Raw genomic sequence first — 19398 nt, forward strand, 5'->3', positions numbered from 1 at the left:
ATCCGGACGCCAGTGGAAGAGGCGCCCGGTCACGACCCGCCAACAGATCATCGCCAACAGATCATCGCCCCGTGCCGAGCGCGAGGCCGGCGAGGCGCGGCAGCGTCTCGCCGATCGGCCGCCGCAGGACCGCGTCGGCCAGCCCATCGTACGGGGTCGGCTCGGCATTGATGATCACCAGGCGGGCGCCGGCGTCGACCGCCTCCAGGCACAGCCCGGCGGCGGGCTGCACGGTCAGCGAGGTGCCGGCGGCCAGGAACAGCTCGCAGTCGCGGGCGGCGGCGATCGCGGCGTCCAGCACGTCCGGGTCCAGGGACTGGCCGAAGGAGACCGTCGCGGACTTCTGCAGGCCGCCGCACGCCGCGCAGGGCGGGTCGTCCTCGCCGGCGTCGACGCGGGCGAGGACCTCGGGCATGGGGGTGCGCAGCCCGCACGACAGGCAGACCGCCTCGCGCACCGTCCCGTGGATCTCGATGACCGCGGCGGCGGACGACCCGGCCCGCTGGTGCAGGCCGTCGATGTTCTGGGTGATCAGGGCGCGCAGCCGCCCGGCCCGCTCCAGCTCGGCGAGGGCCGCGTGCGCGGCGTTCGGCTCGGCCGTCCAGACGGGGTCGTCGCGGCGGGACCGCCAGGCGCGCCGCCGCACCTCCGGGTCGGCGAGGTAGGAGCCGATCGTGGACATCGCCTCCGCCGCCGGATCCCGGGTCCAGACGCCGCGCGGGCCCCGGAAGTCGGGGATGCCGCTGTCGGTGGAGACCCCGGCGCCGGTCAGCACGGTGATCGCGCCGACGTTGGGCAGAAGCTCGGCGAGCGTCAGGGGAACGTCCACCCCGACATGGTAGGTCCCGTGCGGGGGTCATGGTCCGCTCCGGTTAACGGATGGGTATCGGGCGGGCCCTTACGCTGGGTCACGGACCGGCCAGTCCGCAAAAGGTGACAAACTTGCCCTGGTATGAGGTCGACGCCGCACATCCTGGTGGTCAACGGCACCAAGGTCCGCCGCCCGGTGTTCATCCTGGGGGCTCCGCACTCGGGTGCGGAGCTGCTGGCGCGCGCGGTCAAGCGGACCCCCGGCTTCCATCTGACCACCGGCCGGCCCGGCGTGCTGCGCGTCACCTACGCGTTCGCGCGGCAGCCCTCGATCGCCTCCGACCGGGAGAAGGGCGCCGCGCGGGTGCTGCGGGACGCCTACGCCGAGGCGTGGCTGGTCTCGGCGCGGGCCTGCGCGCAGTGCCCGGACGAGTGCCGCGAGCTGGCCGGGCTGCCGCCGCGGCCCCCGGCCCCGCCCGGCGCCCCGGCCCCGGCGCCCGCGGAGGCGTGCGCGGACGCGCAGGGCCTGGAGCGGTTCGCCGACGCCTCCCCCGACCTGATCTACAGCACCGACGTGCTGCTGGACGCCTTCCCCGACGCCCAGCTCGTCCAGGTGATCCGGGACGGCCGGGACGCGGTCGCCGACATGCTGGAAGACGAGCGCTGCCTCGCCTGGTTCAAGCCGGGCCTGGCCAACCTCGACACGGTGTTCCCCAACCCGTTCTTCGGCGTCGAGGACCACACCGACCGCAACCGGTGGCCGCGCGCGGCCACCGCGGTCAAGTGCGCGCTGCGCTGGCGCGGCTCTGTGCGGCTCAGCGCGAGGCTCCGGCAGCAGGTGCCCGAGGAGCAGCTGCTCACCGTCCGCTACGAGGACCTGCTGGCCAAGCCGCGCGCCATCGCCGCGGGCCTGTCGGAGTACCTGGACGCGCGCGTCCCGAGGTCCGCGCTGTCGGGCCTGGTGCGGGCCGGCGAGGCGGCCGACGGCGGCGTCGGATCGTGGCGCGACCGCCTCACCCCCCGGCAGGCCGCCCAGGTCGAGAAGGTCGCGGGGACCGAGCTGCGCAGGCTCGGCTACCGCACCGGGCCGCAGAGCTGACCACGCCGGGCCGCAGAGCTGACCACGCCGCCGCGCTTGCGCGCGGCTAGTCGGCGCCCAGCGGCTCGATCTGCAGCTCCACGTCCCGCTGATGGGCGAACTGCGTGCGGTACAGCTCGGCGTACAGGCCGCCCTCCAGCAGCAGCTCCTCGTGCCGGCCGCGCTCGGCGACCCGGCCGCCGTCGATCACCAGGATCTGGTCGGCCTCCCGGATCGTGGACAGCCGGTGCGCGATCACCAGCGAGGTGCGGCCCGCGAGCGCGGTGCGCAGCGCCCGCTGCACGGCCGCCTCGGACTCGGAGTCCAGGTGCGCGGTCGCCTCGTCCAGCACCACCACCGACGGCGCCTTGAGCAGCAGCCGGGCGATCGCGAGGCGCTGCTTCTCGCCGCCCGACAGCCGGTAGCCGCGGTCGCCGACGACGGTGTCCAGGCCGTCGGCCATCTCGGCGACGAGGCCGCCGACGTGCGCGGCCTCCAGCGCGGCGAGGATCTCCTCGTCGGTCGCGTCCGGGCGGGCGTAGCGCATGTTCTCCCGGATCGTGTCGTGGAACAGGTGCGCGTCCTGGCTGACCACGCCGATCTCGGCGCGCAGCGACTCCAGGGTCACGTCGCGGACGTCGGCGCCGCCGATCCGGACCGCGCCGCCGGACACGTCGTACAGCCGCGACACCAGGTGGGTGATCGTCGACTTGCCCGCGCCGGACGGCCCGACCAGCGCGACGAGCTGCCCGGGCTCGGCCCGGAAGTCGACGTCGTGCAGCACCTCGCGGCTGGGCGAGGTGTCGGTGCGGGCGATCGACTCCAGGGACGCCAGCGACACCTCGTCCGCCGCCGGGTAGGCGAACCGGACGTGGTCGAACTCGATCGACGGCGCCTTGGCCGGGCTCGTGGCGGGCGGGCGGCTCTCGCCGAGGGCGCGGGCGTCCTCGCGGTCGCGGATCAGCGGCTTGAGGTCCAGGACCTCGAAGACCCGGTCGAAGCTGACGAGCGCGGTCATGACGTCCACGTGGACGTTGGACAGCGCGGTCAGCGGCCCGTACATGCGGGTCAGCAGCGTCGCGAGCGCGACGAGCGTGCCGAGCTGCAGGGTGTCGCCCACGACGAGGTAGCCGCCGACGCCGTAGACCATGGCGGTGGCGAGCGCCGCGACGAGCGTCAGCGCGGTGAAGAAGACCCGCCCGTACATGGCGGCGACGACGCCGATGTCGCGGACGCGGGCGGCGCGGCCGGAGAAGTTCTCCTCCTCCTCGGCGGGCCGCCCGTACAGCTTGGCGAGCATGGCGCCGGCCACGTTGAAGCGCTCGGTCATCAGCGAGCCCATCTCGGCGTCCAGCACCATCTGCTCGCGGCTGACGCGCTGCAGCCGCTTGCCGACCCACTTGGCCGGCAGGACGAAGATCGGGAGCAGCAGCAGCGCGATCAGCGTGACCTGCCACGACAGGAACAGCATCGTCGCCAGCACCAGGATCAGGCTGATCACGTTGGACACCACCGACGACAGCGTGGTGGTGAGGGCGCGCTGCGCGCCGATCACGTCGTTGTTGAGGCGGCTGACGAGCGAGCCCGTCTGCGCGCGCATGAAGAACGCGACCGGCTGCCGCTGGACGTGCGCGAACACCTGGCTGCGCAGGTCGTAGATGAGCCCCTCGCCGATGCGCGCGGAGTACCAGCGCTGGGCGAGGCCGAGCACCGCCTCCACCAGCGCGAGGCCCGCGACGGCGACGGCGAGCCAGACCACGATGTCCTGGCGGCCCGGCACGATGCCGCTGTCGATGATCGACTTCAGCAGCAGCGGGTTCGCGACGACGATCACCGCGGCCAGCGAGTTCAGCGCGAGGAAGATCACCAGCTCGCGCACATAGGGCCGGGCGTACCCCGCGATCCGCCCGACGGTGCCGGGCTTGAGCTTCTGCCGGGTGACGGAGCTGTCCTTGCGGAACGAGGCCATCACCTGCCAGCCGTTGCCCGGCATTCCCGGCATTCCCACATCTGCCTCCGGCGCGTCCGTGCCATCGATGCCAGCGGCATCGACGTAATCAAGTAAGCATCTCAGTATCCGGCGGGGACAACGCCGCCCCGCCCGCCGCGCTTCCCGGCTCCGCTCACGGCGTAACGGCTCTGGACGACGCGGTAACGGCTCTGGACAACGCGTCCCGCCGGTGTAACTGTGATCATCACCCCCAGGCTCACACCCCCCGGGAGCCCACAGATGAAACGACGCCTCCACGGCGGCGCCGGCGCGCTCACCCTCGCCGCCGCGCTGGCCGCCGCGACCGCCCTCCCGGCGGCGGCGGACGTCCCCACGAGGGACGGCGCCGCCCCGCGCCTGACGGTGGCGGGCGGCGAGACGCAGCCGGTGTTCTCCCGCGCGGACGCCGTCACCCAGACCGTCACCATCGAGACCACGGCCGACAGCGACCGCGACGGCGTGCGCGACCGGGTGCAGATGCGGATCATGCGCCCGAAGGAGACCGCCACCGCCGGCCTGAAGGTCCCGACGATCCTGGAGGCCAGCCCGTACTGGGCCGGGATCAACAACGTCCCCAACCACCCGGTCGACATCGGCGACGCGCGGGCCCGCTCGCTGACGACCACCCAGCGCGACCTCGCCGACGTCTTCCCCGGCTACTACGACAACTACTTCCTGCCGCGCGGGTACGCCGTCGCCAACCTCGACAGCATCGGGACGGGCGGCTCGACCGGCTGCCCGACGTCCGGCGACCGCAGCGAGCAGGCGGGCGCCAAGGCCGCCGTGGACTGGCTGAACGGCCGCGCCCGCGGCTGGGCCCCGGACGGCACCCCGGTGAAGGCGACCTGGTCCACCGGCAACGTCGGCATGATCGGCCAGTCCTACAACGGGACGCTGCCGAACATGGCCGCCGCCACCGGCGTCGAGGGCCTGAAGGCCATCGTCCCGATCGCCGGGATCTCCAGCTGGTACGACTACTACCGCGCGGGCGGCGGCGTCGTCGCGCCCGGCGGCTACCAGGGCGAGGACCTCGACGTCCTGGCCGAGGCCGTGCTGACCCGCGAGAACCCCGAGGTCTGCGCGAAGGTCATCGAGGAGATCGAGGCGACGCAGGACCGCGAGACCGGCGACTACTCCAAGGTGTGGGCCGCCCGCGACTACGTGGGGCAGGCGCGGAAGGTGCGCGCCGCCGTCATGGTCGTGCACGGGCTCAACGACTGGAACGTCAAGGTCAAGAACTCCGTGCAGTGGTGGAACGCGCTCAAGGAGGCGGGCGTCCCGCGGAAGCTGTGGCTGCACCAGGGCAACCACTCGACGCCGTTCCGCTGGCGGGTCGAGGAGTGGCTGCGGCAGACCCACCACTGGTTCGACCGCTACCTGTACGGGATCCGCAACGGGATCGAGAACGAGCCGCGCGTCGACGTCGAGCAGGCGGACGGGACGTGGGAGACGGCCAAGGACTGGCCCGTCCCCGGCACCCGCACCGTCCCGGTCAGCCTGAACGCCGGGCCGTCCGGGCAGCCGGGCACCCTCGGCCTGCGGCCCCGGCCAGGGGCGCCCCAGTCGTTCACCGACGCCGGCCGGACCCGCACCGCCGAGCAGCTCCTCGCCGATGAGGACCTGGCCGACCCGAACCGGCTCGCCTACCTGACGGGGCCGCTGCCGAGCGCCGTCCGGGTCGACGGCATCCCCTCGGTGTCGCTGCGGGCCTCCCTGGACGGCCGGTCGCCGTACCTGACGGCGCTGCTGGTCGACTACGGCACCGACACCCGCCCGACGGGCTCCCGCGTCACCACCGCCGAGCAGGTGTGCTTCGGTGAGAGCGTGCCGGGCGACCCCGGCTGCACCTACCGGCAGCAGCTGGCCACCCAGACCGCCCCTTACAAGATCATCACGCGGGGGTGGCTGGACGCCCGGAACCGGCACGGTTTCAGCCGCAGCGAGCCCGTCGAGGCCGGGAAGCCCTACACGTTCCGGTGGGACCTCGAACCCACCGACTACACCGTGAAGGCCGGCCACCGGCTCGGCGTGATCCTGCTGTCCACCGACTACGACTACACGCTGCGCCACCCGGCCGGGACCGAGGTCTCCGTGCGGCCCGGCGTCAGCCGCGTGCTGCTGCCGCTGGCGCGCGGCGGCCGCGAGGCGCTGAAGTAGCCGCGCCGGGGCGGGCCGGGCGTCCCCCAGCCCGCCCCGCTGCGGTCACTTGCCGAACATCTCCCGCAGCCGGCCGATCTGCTCGCGGCGCTCGGCGGCGCACTGCTGCTCGAGCGTGTTCTCGGCGGCCTCCCACAGCAGCCGCTTCGTCGCCACGGCCGCGCCGGGGTTCACCGCGAGCAGCGCCTCGGTCAGGTCGCGGACGGCGCCGTCCAGGCCCTCGCGCGGAACGACGATCTCGGCGAGGCCGAGCCGGGCCGCCTCGTCGGCGAGCACGGTCCGCGCCGTCAGGCACAGCTCCAGCGCCCGCCCGATGCCGACGATCTCCACCAGCGGCTTGGTGCCGGTCAGGTCGGGGACGAGCCCGAGCGCGGGCTCCTTCATGCAGAACTTGGCGTCGTCGGCGGCGACGCGGATGTCGCAGGCCAGCGCGAGCTGGAACCCGCCGCCGATGGCGTGGCCGTGCACGGCCGCGACCGTGACGATCTCCGGGCGCCGCAGCCAGGTGTAGCCCTCCTGCAGCTCGGCGATGAAGCGGTCGGTCGCCGCGGCGTCCGAGCCGTCGCTGAAGCCCTCGCCGTCACCGGAGAACATGCCGAGGTCGATCCCGGCGGAGAAGCAGGCGCCCTCGCCCCGCAGCACGACGACGCGCACGTCCGCGGGCAGCGAGCGGCCGATCGCGGCGAGCCCCCGCCATGTGTCGAACGTCATGGCGTTGCACCGCTCGGGCCGGTTCAGGGTGACGGTCGCGACGGCGCCGTCCACCTCGAACCGGAGCCCCGCCTTGGCCAGGTCGGTCCCGGCCGGGACCGCCGTGGCCGTTTCCGGCCGCCCGGCCGCTGTCGCGTCCCCCACTGGTCTTCCTTTCGATGAGCGTGCCCCCGCCCGATCAGGCGGGGGCAATGGCGGGCCCGCCCCGCCGTCCACGGGGCGGGACCCGCTCGCCCGTTCCGCCGCCGCGACCGAACCCTACTCGGTCGGCCGCGGCGCCGGATCAGGCGGTGCGCTCATCCGGGGGCCGGTGTCCGGTCAGGACTTCTTGCCCCGGGTCGCGCCGCCGCGACCGCGCAGGTTGACGCCGGACTCGGTCAGAATCCGGTGGATGAAACCGTAGGAGCGGCCGGTGGCGGCTGCCAGGGCGCGGATGCTCTCACCGGAGTCGTACCTCTTCTTCAGGTCCGCCGCCAGCTTGTCGCGCTCGGCACCGGTCACGCGGGTGCCCTTCTTAAGGGTCTCGGCCACGAGTACCTCCCGTAGTGATGTGGTGACCGCTGCGTTATCCCCCGCCATGATCAGTCATTCCCGGCTGTTCGGCTACCCACTCGGCCAGAAAAGATCTGCGGAAGTCACCGCGCAGGTCACGCGAGCGCCACCAGATCGGCAAACTCGTCACTCCAGATGTCTTCCACACCATCCGGCAGCAAAATCACTCTTTCCGGCGCGAGCGCGTCGACCGCGCCCTCGTCGTGGGTCACCAGGACGATGGCCCCGGCGAACGTCCGCAGGGCGCCGAGGATCTCCTCGCGGCTCGCCGGGTCGAGGTTGTTGGTGGGCTCGTCCAGCAGCAGCACGTTCGCGCTCGACACCACCAGCATCGCCAGCGCCAGCCTGGTCTTCTCGCCGCCGGACAGGACCCCCGCGGGCTTGTCGACGTCGTCGCCGGAGAACAGGAACGAGCCGAGGATCTTGCGGACCTCCACCGGCGCCATCCCGGGTGCGGCCGACTGCATGTTCTCCAGGACGGACCGCTCGACGTCGAGGGTCTCGTGCTCCTGCGCGTAGTAGCCGATCCGCAGCCCGTGGCCGGGCACCACCGAGCCGGTGTCGGGCTTGTCCACGCCCGCCAGCAGGCGCAGCAGCGTGGTCTTGCCGGCGCCGTTCAGGCCGAGGACGACGACGCGGCTGCCCCGGTCGACGGCCAGGTCCACGTCGGTGAAAATCTCCAAAGATCCGTACGATTTCGACAAACCCTCCGCGGTGAGGGGGGTCTTGCCGCACGGCGCGGGCTCCGGGAAGCGGATCTTGGCGACCTTGTCGGCCTGCCGCTCGCCCTCCACGCCCGCCAGCAGCTGCCGGGCGCGCCGGTCCATCTGCTGGGCCGCCTTCGCCTTGGTGGCCTTGGCGCGCATCTTGTCGGCCTGCGACAGCAGCGCCGACGCCTGCCGGTGCGCGTTGGCCGACTCGCGCTTGCGGCGCCGCTCGTCGGTCTCCCGCTGGTCGAGGTACTTCTTCCAGCCGACGTTGTAGATGTCGATCACGCTGCGGTTGGCGTCCAGGTGGAACACCCGGTTGACCACGGCGTCCAGCAGCTCCACGTCGTGGCTGATCACCACCAGGCCGCCCTGGTGGCCCTTGAGGAAGTCGCGGAGCCAGACGATGGAGTCGGCGTCCAGGTGGTTGGTCGGCTCGTCCAGCAGCAGGGTGTCGGCGCCGGAGAACAGGATGCGGGCCAGCTCGACGCGGCGCCGCTGCCCGCCCGACAGCGTCCCGAGCGGCTGGGTCAGCACCCGGTCGGGCAGGCCGAGGCTGGAGGCGATCGACGCCGCCTCCGCCTCCGCGCTGTAGCCGCCGAGCACGTGCAGCCGCTCCTCCAGCCGCCCGTACCGGCGGACGGCCTTGTCCCGGTCGGCGCCCGTCGCGGTCGCCATGGCGTCCTCGGCGGCGCGCAGCTTGCGGATCACCTCGTCCAGCCCGCGGGCGGACAGGATCCGGTCGCGGGCCAGCTCGCCGAGGTCGACGCCGCGCGGGTCCTGCGGCAGGTAGCCGATCGTGCCGGAGGACGTCACGGCGCCCTGCGCGGGCAGCGCCTCCCCCGCCAGCACCTTGGTGAGGGTGGTCTTGCCGGCGCCGTTGCGGCCGACGAAGCCCACCCGGTCGCCGGGGTTGACCCGGAACGAGGCGGCCTCGATCAGCAGCCGGGACCCGGCGCGCAGCTCGATGTCTTTCGCGATGATCACAGTGACAGGGCTCCCCTGACGGACGGCTCGGTGGACAGGCGCACGAAACGGCGCGCCGCGCGGTCCATCGACCGTGGGCGCGCCGGGCGCACTGTCAGTTCGGGAGCGGAACCATCCAACCAGTGTACGGGACCCGCCGAGCGGAGCTCGTCCGTCGATCGGCGGCGGGCGGGGGCCGGCGGGCGGGGGCCGGTCCCGGCCACGGGTCATCCGTCGGGAAAGCCATGTGTGAACGCCGCGTGCGGGGCCAGGATGAGGGTGGCGGCGTGCGGCGGGAACGGCACCGGGGCCCCGCCGGTCCCGGCACGAAGGAGTGTGAGTCGGATGACCCAGGTCACCGGAAACGCGCCGGTGGGGACGCCGAACTGGCTCGACATCGGCATCCCCGACCTCGAGCGCGCGAAGACGTTCTACGGGACGCTCTTCGGCTGGCAGTTCCTGGACGCGGGCCCCGACGCGGGGCACTACAACCTGTGCCAGGTGCGCGGGGAGTCCGTCGCCGGGATGATGCGCAACCCCGACGACCAGCCCGACGAGTACTGGTGGTGCGTCTACTTCGCCGCGGACGACTGCGACGGCCTCGTCAAGCGGGCCACCGACGCCGGCGGCGAGGTCGTCGTCCCCGCCATGGACGTGATGGACCTCGGCCGCATGGCCATCCTCAAGGACCCGCAGGGCGCCCAGTTCGGCCTGTGGCAGGGCCGCGCCCACCACGGCTCCGCGATCGTCAACGAGCCGGGGTCGTTCGTGTGGAACGAGCTGGTCACGCCCGACTCCGGCGCCGCCTGCGCGTTCTACCGGACGCTTTTCGGCTACGAGCTGGAGCCGATGCCGGGCGACATGGACTACACCGTCCTGAAGCGCCCGGACGGCCGCTACATCGGCGGCATCGCCGGCGGGTCCGGCGTCGTGGTCGGCGGCGGCGCCGGCGAGGTCCCGTCCTGGATGACCTACTTCGCGGTCGGCGACGCCGACGAGGCGGTCCGCCGGGTCCGCGCGGGCGGCGGCACGGTCGACGCCGAGCCGGCCGACAGCCCGTACGGCCGCTCGGCGCCCGTCCGCGACCCGTTCGGGGTGCCCTTCCACGTGATGAAGCCGGCGCCCGAGCCCGCGTCGTGACCGCTCTTCGGGGGCCCGGCCGCGCGGGCCCCCGGAGACCGGCGGGGTCAGCCCTGGCGCTCGGCGGCCAGCCGCTGCCCGATCGTCTGGTGCAGCCGCTGGAGCCCGGACGTGCCGACCAGCCCGATCTGGCCTTCCAGGTCGCGCAGCAGCACGTCCTCGTTCATCACGGCCTCCGAGGACTGCATGAGCACGGTGCCCTGGCCGGTGAAGTCGAACTGGTGCTCCTCGCCGGACTGGCCGCCGATGCCGAACACCATCCGGGCCGCGCCGAACGCCCCGCGCATGTAGGAGTGGTCGTAGTGGTGGCAGGGCGAGGGGCAGTCGGCCCAGCCGAGCAGCGCCTGCGGGTCGACGCGGATCGGCGGCTCGACGAAGTGGACGGGCCCGTTGGAGGCCGCCACGAACCGCCCCGTACCGATCAGCGTCAGGAACCCGGGGATAATCGACTGCTTCAGCTCCAGGCCCGGCTCGAACGCGAGCAGGTTCCCGGCCCGGACGGTGAGGTTGCCCTCCTCCAGGTCGAAGGAGTTGACGTCGAAGCCCCGGTCGGCGAGCAGCAGCTTGCCCTGCCCCTGCGCGACGATCCAGTCCTGGGCGTACAGCGGGGAGTTGAAGGTGTGCGCGACGAGGGAGTCCAGCGGCCCCGCCGACAGCGCCTCGAACTTGACCTGCCCGTAGTAGGCGATCATCTTGCCCTTCTGCGCGAACCACTGCCCGTTGAGGTCCACGCTGAAGGCGTACGGGTTGACGTTGTCGTTGGACGGGAGGCTGTGCGGGTTCCAGGTCTGCGTGCCGAACGTGCTCACGGGTCAGATCTTCCTCTCGCTGGCCTGGACGTAGACGACGCCGGAGCCGCTCAGCTCCAGCTGGAAGCCCTCGCCGGAGCCGCGCCCGATCAGGTCGCGCAGCCCCACCGCCGTGGTGAGCTTGTTCTGCACCTGGCCGCGGTGCGCCACGTACGCCTGCGGGTCGACGTGGACGGGCCGCTGCGGGGTGATCGGCAGCTCCATCACGCCGCCGTGCGACAGCAGCGCGCACGAGCCGTGCCCGGTCAGCGTGGTGGTGAACAGGCCCTGCCCGGTGACGGCGCCGCGCACGATGCCGCGCACGCCGCCCTGCTCGCCCATGAACATCGTCCCGACCTGGAGGGTCGTGTCGTGGACGAGGAGGCGGTCGGCCTCGGCGTACAGGGTGTCGGCGCCGTTCAGGTCGATGACGCTGACCTCCAGGCCGCCGTGCCCGAACAGGACGCTGCCCTGCCCGGTGACGTGCATCATCGCGCTGCGCTCGCCGGCGACGGCTCGCCCGATGGTGCCGCCGATGCCCTGCCCGGCCGTGGTGGACGGCGCGAACGACACGGGCCCGGTGTAGCCGAGCATGGCGCCGCGCTTGCTGTAGACCTCCTGCCCCGGCCCGATCGGCACCTGGAGCATCTTGGAGTTGATCGACTGGTAACCGGGCATCAGATCTCCAGAATCCCGCCGCGCTCGGCCGGCTGGACGTACACCAGCCCGTGCCCCTGGTACCGGAACTGCACGCTCTCCCCCGATCCCTGGCCGATCACCGTCCGCCAGTTGACGTCGGTGACCACGTCCTGCTGGAGCTGCCCGTGATGGCACACGTAGGCGTGCGGGTCGACGCACAGCGGTGTCTGCGGCGTGACCTCCAGCGCGATCGCCGGCCCCTCGGACAGGATCGCGACCGTGCCGTGCCCGTCCACCTTGGTGGTGGCGAGGCCCTGGCCGGTGCCCATGCCGCGCAGCCCCACGAACTGGACGCCGGTCTGCAGGGCGCCGTCGAGCGCCAGCAGGCTCTCCGACTCCACGAACAGGGTGTCGCCGGTGAGCTGGACGAGCGTGACCTCCGTCGCCTCGCTGGCCAGGTAGACCGTCCCCTGGCCGCTGATCTCCATGAGGGTCATGCCCTCGCCGGCGATCCGCCGCTTGAGGGCGCCGCGGAGCCCCTCGCCGCCGGTCATGCCCTGCCTCTTGAACGCCATCTGGCCCTCGTAGGCGACCATGGAGCCGTTCAGCGCCCTGATGGTCTCGCCGGCGAGGTCGACGGCGAGCATCTTCGAGCCGTTCAATCGAAATTGCGCCACGAAGCGAGAAGATACCGCCCGGCGCGTTGCCGGTCCCGCTCGTGCGCGCATCGGGAAGGATGGGCACCATGTGGATCGCTCCCGAACGCCGCAGTCTCAGCCGGTGGGCCGTGCCAGGGCTCGTCCTGGCCGCCGGCGTGGTGGTCGGGGCCGTGCTCGCCGCCGACGGGCGGTCCGGGACGGCCCTCGTCGCGCTGGCCGCGCTCGCGGGATACGCCGGCTACCTCGGCTACCGGCGCAACGAGCCGGCGCTGCCGGTCAGCGACGGGTTCGGGTCCGGCACCCGGGCCCGCGCGCACCTGCGCGCCGCCGCGATGACCGGCGACGTGCTGACCGTCGCGGTGGTCGGCGGCCTCGTCGTCCAGGCGCTGCGCGGCTCCGACATCACGGCCTACGCCTGGCTGTCGGCCGTCGCCGGCGTCACCTACCTGCTGTCGGCCCTGGCGGGCACCCGCAGCCTCTGAACTGGGCGAACTGTGGGTTAACTTCTCCCGACACGGGTGGTTCCGGGGCGTCGCGGGCGGCATGATGCGGCTGTGCCCGTCGACGCACTCGATGCCCTCCTCCCGGCCCGGGCGGTGTTCCAGCCCGTGGCCGATCTCGGCACGGGCGCCGTCGTCGCCGTCGAGGCGCACGCCGGGCCGTCCGAAGCCCCGGCGCGGTTCGACCCGGCGGCCGAGGACGTGCGGCGCGCCGTCGAGGCGGCCCGGGCGGCGCACGCCGCCGGCACGCGCCTGCCCCTGCAGATCTCCCTGCGCGCCGAGACGCTGGCGGGCGGCGACGACCTGCTCCACGAGCTCCACCACGGCCTCGGCGACGCCGGCCGGCGGCCACATGAGGTCATCCTGTGCGTCACCGGCGGGTTCCCGCCCGCCCAGCGGCCGCCGCTCGCCGCGGCGCTGGCGGCGCTGCGGCACGCCGGCTACCTCGTCGGCCTCGCCGGGCTCGGCTCCGCGCACGCCCCGCTGGACCTGCTGGTGGACGGCGCCCCCTACCTGCTGAAGCTCGATCCCGAGCTGGCGCGCGCGTCGCTCACCGAGCCGCGGCGGGCAGCGCTGGTCGCGAGCCTGGTGGACCTGGCGCACCGGCTGGAGACGCACGTCCAGGCGCCCGGCATGGCGAGCCGCGAGCAGGTGCTGCACATGCGGGAGGCCGGGGTGCGGCTCGTCCAGGGGCCGGCGCTCGCGCCGCGGGAGTGGCGCCCCGGCATGCCGGTGAGCATCCCGGTCGCGGCGGCGGCCCCGGAGCCCGCCCGGCCGGAGACCGGGCTCGGGCCGCGGGTGTCGGAGTTCACGATCCCCGCGGTCACGCTGCCGGACACCGCCACCGCCGACGAGGTGCTCACCGTGCTGAACGCCGAGACCGGCGTCACCAGCGTCGTCCTGGTCGACGACCGGCAGCGGCCCCGGTGCACGGTGGACCGGACGCGGTTCCTGCTCCAGCTGTCCGGCGCGTACGGGCACGCGCTGCACGCGCGGCGGCCCGCCGCCCGGCTGGCCGACCCGCCCCGGCCCGTGCCGCGGACCGTCCCGGCGATCGCGGCGCTGCGCGCGGCGGGCGCGGAGGACGACCGCGTCTACGACGACCTGGTCGTGGTGGACGAGGTGGGCCGCTGCCTCGGCATCGTGCGCGTCGCCGACCTGATCCGCGCCATGTCGGACTGAGAGGGGCACTGAGAGGCGCGCTGAGGGGTCAGCGCGGGCCGGGGGGCCCGTCGTGTGGATCACGCCCGGAAAGTCCACCGAGGACCGTTTCCTGGGCGAGGATGGCCGCCTGCACCCGGCTGGCCAGCCCGAGCTTGGCGAGGATGCGGCTCACATGCGTCTTGGTGGTCGTCTCCGCCATGTCGAGGCGGGCCGCGATCTGCCCGTTCGACAGGCCCTCCCCCAGGCACGCGAACACCTCGCGCTCCCGGGGCGTCAGCCCGTCCAGGCCGGGCGCGTGCGCCGGGGCCGCCGGCCGGGCCGCGAACGCGCCGATCAGCCGCCGGGTGACCCGCGGGGCGATGACGCCGTCGCCCGCCGCGACCGTCCGGACGGCGTCCACCAGCCGGTCGGCGTCCACGTCCTTGAGCAGGAACCCGGCGGCGCCCGCCCGCAGCGCGCCGAACACGTACTCGTCCATGTCGAACGTGGTCAGCACCAGCACGTCGGTGAACCCGGCGATCTCCCGGGTGGCGCTGATGCCGTCCAGGACGGGCATGCGCACGTCCATCAGCACCACGTCGGGGCGCAGCTCGCGGGCCAGCTCCACCGCCCGCGCCCCGTCCGCGGCCTCGCCGACGACCCGCACGTCCGGCGCGCCGCGCAGGATCAGCACGAGGCCCGCCCGCACCGCCGCCTGGTCGTCGGCGACCAGCACCTCGATCATGGCGTCCTCTCCGGTTCCACCGGCAGTTCGGCGTGCACCCGCCACAGGCCGCCGTCCGGCCCCGCGTCGAACTCCCCGGCCAGCATCACCGCGCGCTCGCGCATCCCGACCAGCCCGCTGCCGCTGCCCGGCAGCCGGGAGCCGTCCCGGCCGAGCGGGCTGAGCACGTCGATCACCAGCCGCCGGCCGTACCGCACCCGCACCTCGGCGCGGCCCGGCCCGCCGTGCTTGAGCGCGTTGGTCAGCGACTCCTGGACGATCCGGTAGGCGGCCAGCTCCACCGCCGCGGGCAGCTCCGCCGGCTCCCCCGCGACCTCCAGCGACGCCGCCAGGTCCGCCCGGCCGGTGTGCCGGACGAGCCGGTCCAGCTCGGCGAGCCGCGGCCGGGCGGCCGGGTCCTCGCCGCCGTCGCGCAGCAGCCCGATCATCCGCCGCATCTCGGCGAGGCCGCGCACGCTGTTCTCCCGGATGACCTCCATGGACCGCTCGATCTCGGACCGGTCCAGGTCCCGCACCCGCAGCACCGCCGAGGAGTGCAGCGCTACCGCGCTCAGATGGTTGGCGATCACGTCGTGCAGCTCGCGGGCCATCCGGGCCCGCTCGGCGTTCACCGCGGCGCGCCGGTCCAGCTCGGCCAGCCGCGCCACCTGCTCGGCGCGCTGCCGCTCCGCCTCCGCCCGCCGGTGCTCCGCCTCGGCCCGCCGCCGCTCGGCCTCCGCCCGGTACCGGTGCTCGCGGACCGCCATCGCGGTCAGCACCGGCGCCACCCAGACCAGCCCGGCGACCGCGCCCGCCACCACGCCGACCGCGACGCCGCGAAGGCCGATCCCGACCCCGGCGGCGACCAGTAGCGACGCGGCCGCGGTCGCGCCGAGCAGCCACTCCGCCGTCCGGCGCCGCCCGTACAGGCTCGCCGCGTACAGGGCGTCCCCGAAGATCATCGCGGTGGCGATGCTGGGGCCGAACGCCACGTCGGCGAAGTTGAACGGGGTGGCGAGCGCGAGCCCCGTGAGCGGCGCGGTGCGGCGCAGCAGCATGGCCGCGCACAGCCCGAGCAGCGGGACGAGGCGGACCCAGCGGGACGGGTCCCAGTCGGTCCCCCACGTCGAGTAGCCGTGCGCCGCGAGCATCAGCAGCCCGCCGGCGAGGGACGCGACGGCGATCAGGGCGTCCTGGCGCGTGGTCAGCCGTCGGATCCGGTGCACGGACCCATCTCAGCATCCCCGCGCCCGTGCCTCGTCCACCCGGATGAGGATGCCGCGTACATCCTTCGGACGACCCGCGAAACCCCACCGGCGACGACGATCCGGCCCCGCCGCCCCGGCAGGATGGAGCACGTGCTCATCGCCGTCATCGCCGGCTGCGAGATCGGCTTCTGGGTCGTCCTCGCCGCCGGGCTCCTCGCCCGCTACCCGCTGCGCCTGCGCCGCACCGGCGCGGCCCTGCTGCTGTGCGTCCCGCTGGTCGACCTGGTGCTGCTGGCGGCCACGGCCATCGACCTGCACGGCGGCGCCACCGCCGGCACCGGCCACGGCCTGGCCGCCGCCTACCTCGGCTACTCGGTCGCGTTCGGGCACAGCATGGTCCGCTGGGCGGACGAGCGCTTCGCGCACCGCTTCGCCGGCGGCCCGCCGCCCCGCGGCAAGCCCAAGTACGGGGCGGCGCGCGTCCGCTACGAGTGGCGCGAGTTCGGCAAGGCCGCCCTGGCGACCGCCATCGCCTGCGGCCTCCTCGGCGCGATGATCGTCCTGGTGGACGACCCCGACCGCACGCAGGCCCTGCTGGCCTGGCTCGCGCGCCTCGGCGGCGTCCTCGCGATCTGGTCGCTGTGGCCGATCACCCACACCCTCTGGCCCGCCAAGCCCAAGGACACCGGGGGCCGGGAACACGCAGTGAGGCCGCGCCCCCGCGGCCGGGGGCGCGGCCTCACGCGGGCGCCGGGCGTTCGTCAGACGTTGAAGCCGAGGGCGCGCAGCTGGTCGCGGCCGTCGTCGGTGATCTTGTCCGGGCCCCACGGCGGCAGCCAGACCCAGTTGATCTTGACGTCCTGGACCAGGCCCTCCAGCGCGCTGTGGGCCTGGTCCTCGATCACGTCGGTGAGCGGGCAGGCGGCGCTGGTGAGCGTCATGTCCAGGGTGGCGGTCCCGCCGTCGAGGTTCACGCCGTAGACCAGGCCGAGGTCGACGACGTTGATGCCGAGCTCGGGGTCGACGACGTCCTTGAGCGCCTCCAGGACCTCCTCCTCCTGCGGAGTGGTCTCGGTGGTCGCGGGGGTGTCGGTCATGATGCCTCTCCGAGTGCGCGTGCGGTCGCGTCCTTCCACGCCATCCAGGCGAGCAGGGCGCATTTGATCCTGGCGGGGTACTTGGAGACCCCGGCGAAGGCGATGGCGTCCTCCAGGACGTCCTCGTCCGGCTCGATGTCCCGGCCGCGGGACTGCATCAGCGCCAGGAACTCCTCGCCGACCGCCATCGCCTCCTTCACGGACTTTCCGATGATCAGGTCCGACATCACCGAGGCGCTGGCCTGGCTGATCGAGCAGCCCATGGCGTCATACGACACGTCGGCGACCGTGGCGTCCTGGCCCTCGCCGTCCAGGTGGACGCGCAGCGTCACCTCGTCACCGCAGGTCGGGTTGACGTGGTGGGCCTCGCCCTCGAACGGCTCCCGCAGCCCCTTGTGGTGGGGGTTGCGGTAGTGGTCCAGGATGACCTCCTGGTACATCGCCTCCAGCTGCATGTCGTCCCTTCCAAGCCTTTTCTCGCTACAACCGGCCCGCCGGTCAGTGTGTTCCGAAGAACTTCTGGGCGTGCCGTACCCCGTCGGCGAGCGCGTCCACGTCGGCGAGGGTGTTGTAGAGGTAGAACGTCGCGCGGGTGGTCGCCGGGATGCCGAAGCGCCGGCAGATCGGCCACGCGCAGTGGTGGCCGACGCGGACCTCGACGCCCAGGTCGTCCAGGACCTGGCCGACGTCGTGCGGGTGGATGTCCTCGACGGTGAACGACACGGCGCCGCCGCGCGCCTCGGTGGTGCCGGGGCCGATGATGCGGACGCCGGGGATCTCGCCCAGCCGCTCCAGCGAGTAGGCCACCAGGGCCTCCTCGTGGGCGTGGACGCGGTCCATGCCGATCTCGGCGAGGTAGTCGCAGGCGACGCCGAGCCCGATGGCCTGCGCCGTCATCGGCACCCCCGCCTCGAACCGCTGCGGCGGCGGCATGAACGTGGTCCCCTCCATGCGGACGACCTCGATCATGGACCCGCCGGTGATGAACGGCGGCATCGCCTCCAGCAGCTCGCTCCGCCCCCACAGCACGCCGATGCCCGTCGGGCCGAGCATCTTGTGCCCGGAGAACGCCAGGAAGTCGGCGCCGAGCTCGGCGACGTCGACCGGCTGGTGCGGCACCGACTGCGCGGCGTCCAGCAGGACGAGCGCGCCGACGGCGTGCGCGCGGGCGATGATCTGCCTCACCGGCGGGACGGTGCCGAGCACGTTCGACTGGTGCGTCAGCGCGACGATCTTGGTGCGCTCGTTGACCAGGTCGTCGAGGTTCTCCAGGTCCAGGCGGCCCTCGTCGGTGATGCCGAACCAGCGCAGCGTGGCGCCGGTCCGCCGGCAGAGCTCCTGCCACGGGACGAGGTTGGCGTGGTGCTCCATCTCCGACACCACGACCTCGTCGCCGGGCCCCACCGCGAACCGCTCGGCCTCCGGGCCGGCGGTCGCGGCGTTGCTCATCGCGTACGCGACGAGGTTGATGCCCTCGGTGGCGTTCTTGGTGAACACGATCTCGGCCGGCGTCGCGCCGATGAACCGGGCGATGGACGCGCGGGCGTTCTCGTACGCCTCCGTCGCCTCCTCGGCGAGCAGGTGCGCCCCGCGGTGCGGCGCCGCGTTGTGCCGCTCGTAGAACTCGCGCTCGGCGTCCAGCACCCGGACGGGCTTCTGCGACGTCGCACCGGAGTCGAGGTACACCAGAGGACGCCCGCCGCGGACCGTGCGGCGCAGCAGCGGGAAGTCCTTCTTCAGCTCCTCGGGCAGCAGCGTCATAGCGAAGCGCCCGCCTTCACGTACTTCTCGTACCCCTGCTCCTCCAGCTCGTCGGCCAGCTCCGGCCCGCCCTCGGCGACGACGCGGCCGGCGGCGAACACGTGCACGAAGTCGGGCTTCACGTACCGCAGGATGCGGGTGTAGTGGGTGATCAGCAGGATGCCGGTGTCGCCGGAGGCGAACCGGTTCACGCCCTCGGAGACGACCTTCAGCGCGTCGACGTCCAGGCCGGAGTCGGTCTCGTCCAGGACGGCGACCTTCGGCTTGAGCATCTCCAGCTGCAGGATCTCGTGCCGCTTCTTCTCACCGCCGGAGAAGCCCTCGTTCAGGCTGCGCTGCGCGAACGCCGGGTCGATGGACAGCGCGTCCATCGCCTGCTTCATCTCCTTGGAGAACTCGCGGAGCTTCGGGGCCTCGCCGCGGACGGCGGTCACGGCCGAGCGCAGGAAGTTCGACACCGACACGCCCGGCACCTCGACCGGGTACTGCATCGCGAGGAACAGCCCGGCGCGGGCGCGCTCGTCCACCGACATGGCGAGGACGTCCTCGCCGTCCAGCGTGACGGTGCCCGACGTCACCTCGTACTTGGGGTGCCCGGCGACGGCGTAGGCCAGGGTGGACTTGCCCGAGCCGTTCGGCCCCATGATCGCGTGGGTCTCGCCGGCCTTCACGGTCAGGTCGACCCCGCGCAGGATCTCCTTCGCCCCGTCGGAGCCGTCGCCGACGGAGACGTGGAGGTCGCGGATCTCTAGCGTGGCCATAGTGCGT

Annotated in this window: 19 protein-coding genes; 5 read left to right on the top strand and 14 right to left on the bottom strand. The window is 73.4% G+C overall.

What is annotated here, in order from left to right:
• Nucleotides 1-61 precede the first annotated feature (61 nt).
• Nucleotides 62-829, bottom strand: coding sequence for an SIR2 family NAD-dependent protein deacylase (locus ACGFI1_RS32690; protein ID WP_138640063.1), 768 nt, complete (start codon nucleotides 827-829; stop codon nucleotides 62-64).
• Between the two features lie 123 nt (nucleotides 830-952).
• Here ACGFI1_RS32690 and ACGFI1_RS32695 point away from each other — a divergent pair, with 123 nt between their 5' ends.
• The gene (locus ACGFI1_RS32695; protein WP_386865425.1) at nucleotides 953-1909 is read left to right on the top strand and encodes a sulfotransferase family protein; all 957 of its coding nucleotides are present in this window, start codon (nucleotides 953-955) and stop codon (nucleotides 1907-1909) included.
• A gap of 46 nt (nucleotides 1910-1955) precedes the next feature.
• Here the strand turns inward: ACGFI1_RS32695 and ACGFI1_RS32700 are convergent, their stop codons facing one another.
• Nucleotides 1956-3881: an ABC transporter ATP-binding protein gene (locus tag ACGFI1_RS32700; RefSeq protein ID WP_392735275.1), complete on the bottom strand. Its 1926-nt coding sequence runs from the start codon at nucleotides 3879-3881 to the stop codon at nucleotides 1956-1958.
• A gap of 237 nt (nucleotides 3882-4118) precedes the next feature.
• Here ACGFI1_RS32700 and ACGFI1_RS32705 point away from each other — a divergent pair, with 237 nt between their 5' ends.
• The gene (locus tag ACGFI1_RS32705) at nucleotides 4119-6035 is read left to right on the top strand and encodes a Xaa-Pro dipeptidyl-peptidase (RefSeq protein ID WP_392790981.1); all 1917 of its coding nucleotides are present in this window, start codon (nucleotides 4119-4121) and stop codon (nucleotides 6033-6035) included.
• A gap of 45 nt (nucleotides 6036-6080) precedes the next feature.
• Here ACGFI1_RS32705 and ACGFI1_RS32710 read toward each other — a convergent pair whose 3' ends face one another.
• The 3 genes from ACGFI1_RS32710 to ACGFI1_RS32720 all read right to left on the bottom strand — a co-directional run bounded on the left by ACGFI1_RS32710 (nucleotide 6081) and on the right by ACGFI1_RS32720 (nucleotide 8992).
• Entirely contained in the window at nucleotides 6081-6890 is an 810-nt protein-coding gene (locus ACGFI1_RS32710) for an enoyl-CoA hydratase/isomerase family protein (protein WP_392790983.1), read from the bottom strand.
• 174 nt (nucleotides 6891-7064) lie between these two features.
• On the bottom strand, nucleotides 7065-7277 hold the full coding sequence (locus ACGFI1_RS32715; RefSeq protein WP_021596738.1) for a helix-turn-helix domain-containing protein: 213 nt from the start codon (nucleotides 7275-7277) through the stop codon (nucleotides 7065-7067).
• 116 nt (nucleotides 7278-7393) lie between these two features.
• Complete coding sequence (locus ACGFI1_RS32720; RefSeq protein WP_387069960.1) at nucleotides 7394-8992, bottom strand: ABC-F family ATP-binding cassette domain-containing protein; 1599 nt, start codon at nucleotides 8990-8992, stop codon at nucleotides 7394-7396.
• Nucleotides 8993-9316: 324 nt separating this feature from the next.
• Between ACGFI1_RS32720 and ACGFI1_RS32725 the strand changes: the two genes are divergently transcribed.
• Nucleotides 9317-10111: a VOC family protein gene (locus ACGFI1_RS32725; protein ID WP_138638552.1), complete on the top strand. Its 795-nt coding sequence runs from the start codon at nucleotides 9317-9319 to the stop codon at nucleotides 10109-10111.
• 47 nt (nucleotides 10112-10158) lie between these two features.
• Here ACGFI1_RS32725 and ACGFI1_RS32730 read toward each other — a convergent pair whose 3' ends face one another.
• The 3 genes from ACGFI1_RS32730 to ACGFI1_RS32740 are packed head-to-tail and all read right to left on the bottom strand — an operon-like array spanning nucleotide 10159 to nucleotide 12215.
• Entirely contained in the window at nucleotides 10159-10920 is a 762-nt protein-coding gene (locus tag ACGFI1_RS32730) for an AIM24 family protein (RefSeq protein ID WP_138638553.1), read from the bottom strand.
• A gap of 3 nt (nucleotides 10921-10923) precedes the next feature.
• Nucleotides 10924-11577 carry an AIM24 family protein gene (locus tag ACGFI1_RS32735; RefSeq protein ID WP_301174976.1) on the bottom strand — a complete coding sequence of 218 codons (654 nt, stop codon included), beginning with the start codon at nucleotides 11575-11577 and terminating at the stop codon, nucleotides 10924-10926.
• The gene (locus tag ACGFI1_RS32740; RefSeq protein WP_240808050.1) at nucleotides 11577-12215 is read right to left on the bottom strand and encodes an AIM24 family protein; all 639 of its coding nucleotides are present in this window, start codon (nucleotides 12213-12215) and stop codon (nucleotides 11577-11579) included. The genes ACGFI1_RS32735 and ACGFI1_RS32740 overlap by 1 nt, the downstream gene beginning before the upstream one ends.
• Nucleotides 12216-12283: 68 nt before the next feature.
• On the opposite strand from ACGFI1_RS32740, the gene ACGFI1_RS32745 reads away from it, so the two are divergent.
• Complete coding sequence (locus ACGFI1_RS32745; RefSeq protein WP_138638556.1) at nucleotides 12284-12679, top strand: ABC transporter permease; 396 nt, start codon at nucleotides 12284-12286, stop codon at nucleotides 12677-12679.
• Between the two features lie 72 nt (nucleotides 12680-12751).
• Entirely contained in the window at nucleotides 12752-13879 is a 1128-nt protein-coding gene (locus tag ACGFI1_RS32750; RefSeq protein WP_392790986.1) for an EAL domain-containing protein, read from the top strand.
• Between the two features lie 28 nt (nucleotides 13880-13907).
• Here ACGFI1_RS32750 and ACGFI1_RS32755 read toward each other — a convergent pair whose 3' ends face one another.
• The 6 genes from ACGFI1_RS32755 to sufC all read right to left on the bottom strand — a co-directional run bounded on the left by ACGFI1_RS32755 (nucleotide 13908) and on the right by sufC (nucleotide 19391).
• Nucleotides 13908-14585 carry a response regulator gene (locus ACGFI1_RS32755; protein WP_392790989.1) on the bottom strand — a complete coding sequence of 226 codons (678 nt, stop codon included), beginning with the start codon at nucleotides 14583-14585 and terminating at the stop codon, nucleotides 13908-13910.
• On the bottom strand, nucleotides 14582-15790 hold the full coding sequence (locus ACGFI1_RS32760; protein ID WP_392790992.1) for a sensor histidine kinase: 1209 nt from the start codon (nucleotides 15788-15790) through the stop codon (nucleotides 14582-14584). Before ACGFI1_RS32760 ends, ACGFI1_RS32755 begins: the two co-directional genes overlap by 4 nt.
• Before the next feature lie 743 nt (nucleotides 15791-16533).
• The gene (locus tag ACGFI1_RS32765; protein ID WP_386865407.1) at nucleotides 16534-16869 is read right to left on the bottom strand and encodes a metal-sulfur cluster assembly factor; all 336 of its coding nucleotides are present in this window, start codon (nucleotides 16867-16869) and stop codon (nucleotides 16534-16536) included.
• Complete coding sequence (gene sufU / locus ACGFI1_RS32770) at nucleotides 16866-17324, bottom strand: Fe-S cluster assembly sulfur transfer protein SufU (protein WP_067638932.1); 459 nt, start codon at nucleotides 17322-17324, stop codon at nucleotides 16866-16868. Before sufU ends, ACGFI1_RS32765 begins: the two co-directional genes overlap by 4 nt.
• A gap of 43 nt (nucleotides 17325-17367) precedes the next feature.
• Complete coding sequence (locus ACGFI1_RS32775; protein ID WP_386865405.1) at nucleotides 17368-18630, bottom strand: cysteine desulfurase; 1263 nt, start codon at nucleotides 18628-18630, stop codon at nucleotides 17368-17370.
• The gene (gene sufC, locus ACGFI1_RS32780) at nucleotides 18627-19391 is read right to left on the bottom strand and encodes a Fe-S cluster assembly ATPase SufC (RefSeq protein ID WP_386865403.1); all 765 of its coding nucleotides are present in this window, start codon (nucleotides 19389-19391) and stop codon (nucleotides 18627-18629) included. The genes ACGFI1_RS32775 and sufC overlap by 4 nt, the downstream gene beginning before the upstream one ends.
• Nucleotides 19392-19398 lie beyond the last annotated feature (7 nt).

It is taken from the genome of Actinomadura geliboluensis, assembly GCF_043197915.1.
GTDB lineage: Bacteria > Actinomycetota > Actinomycetes > Streptosporangiales > Streptosporangiaceae > Spirillospora > Spirillospora geliboluensis.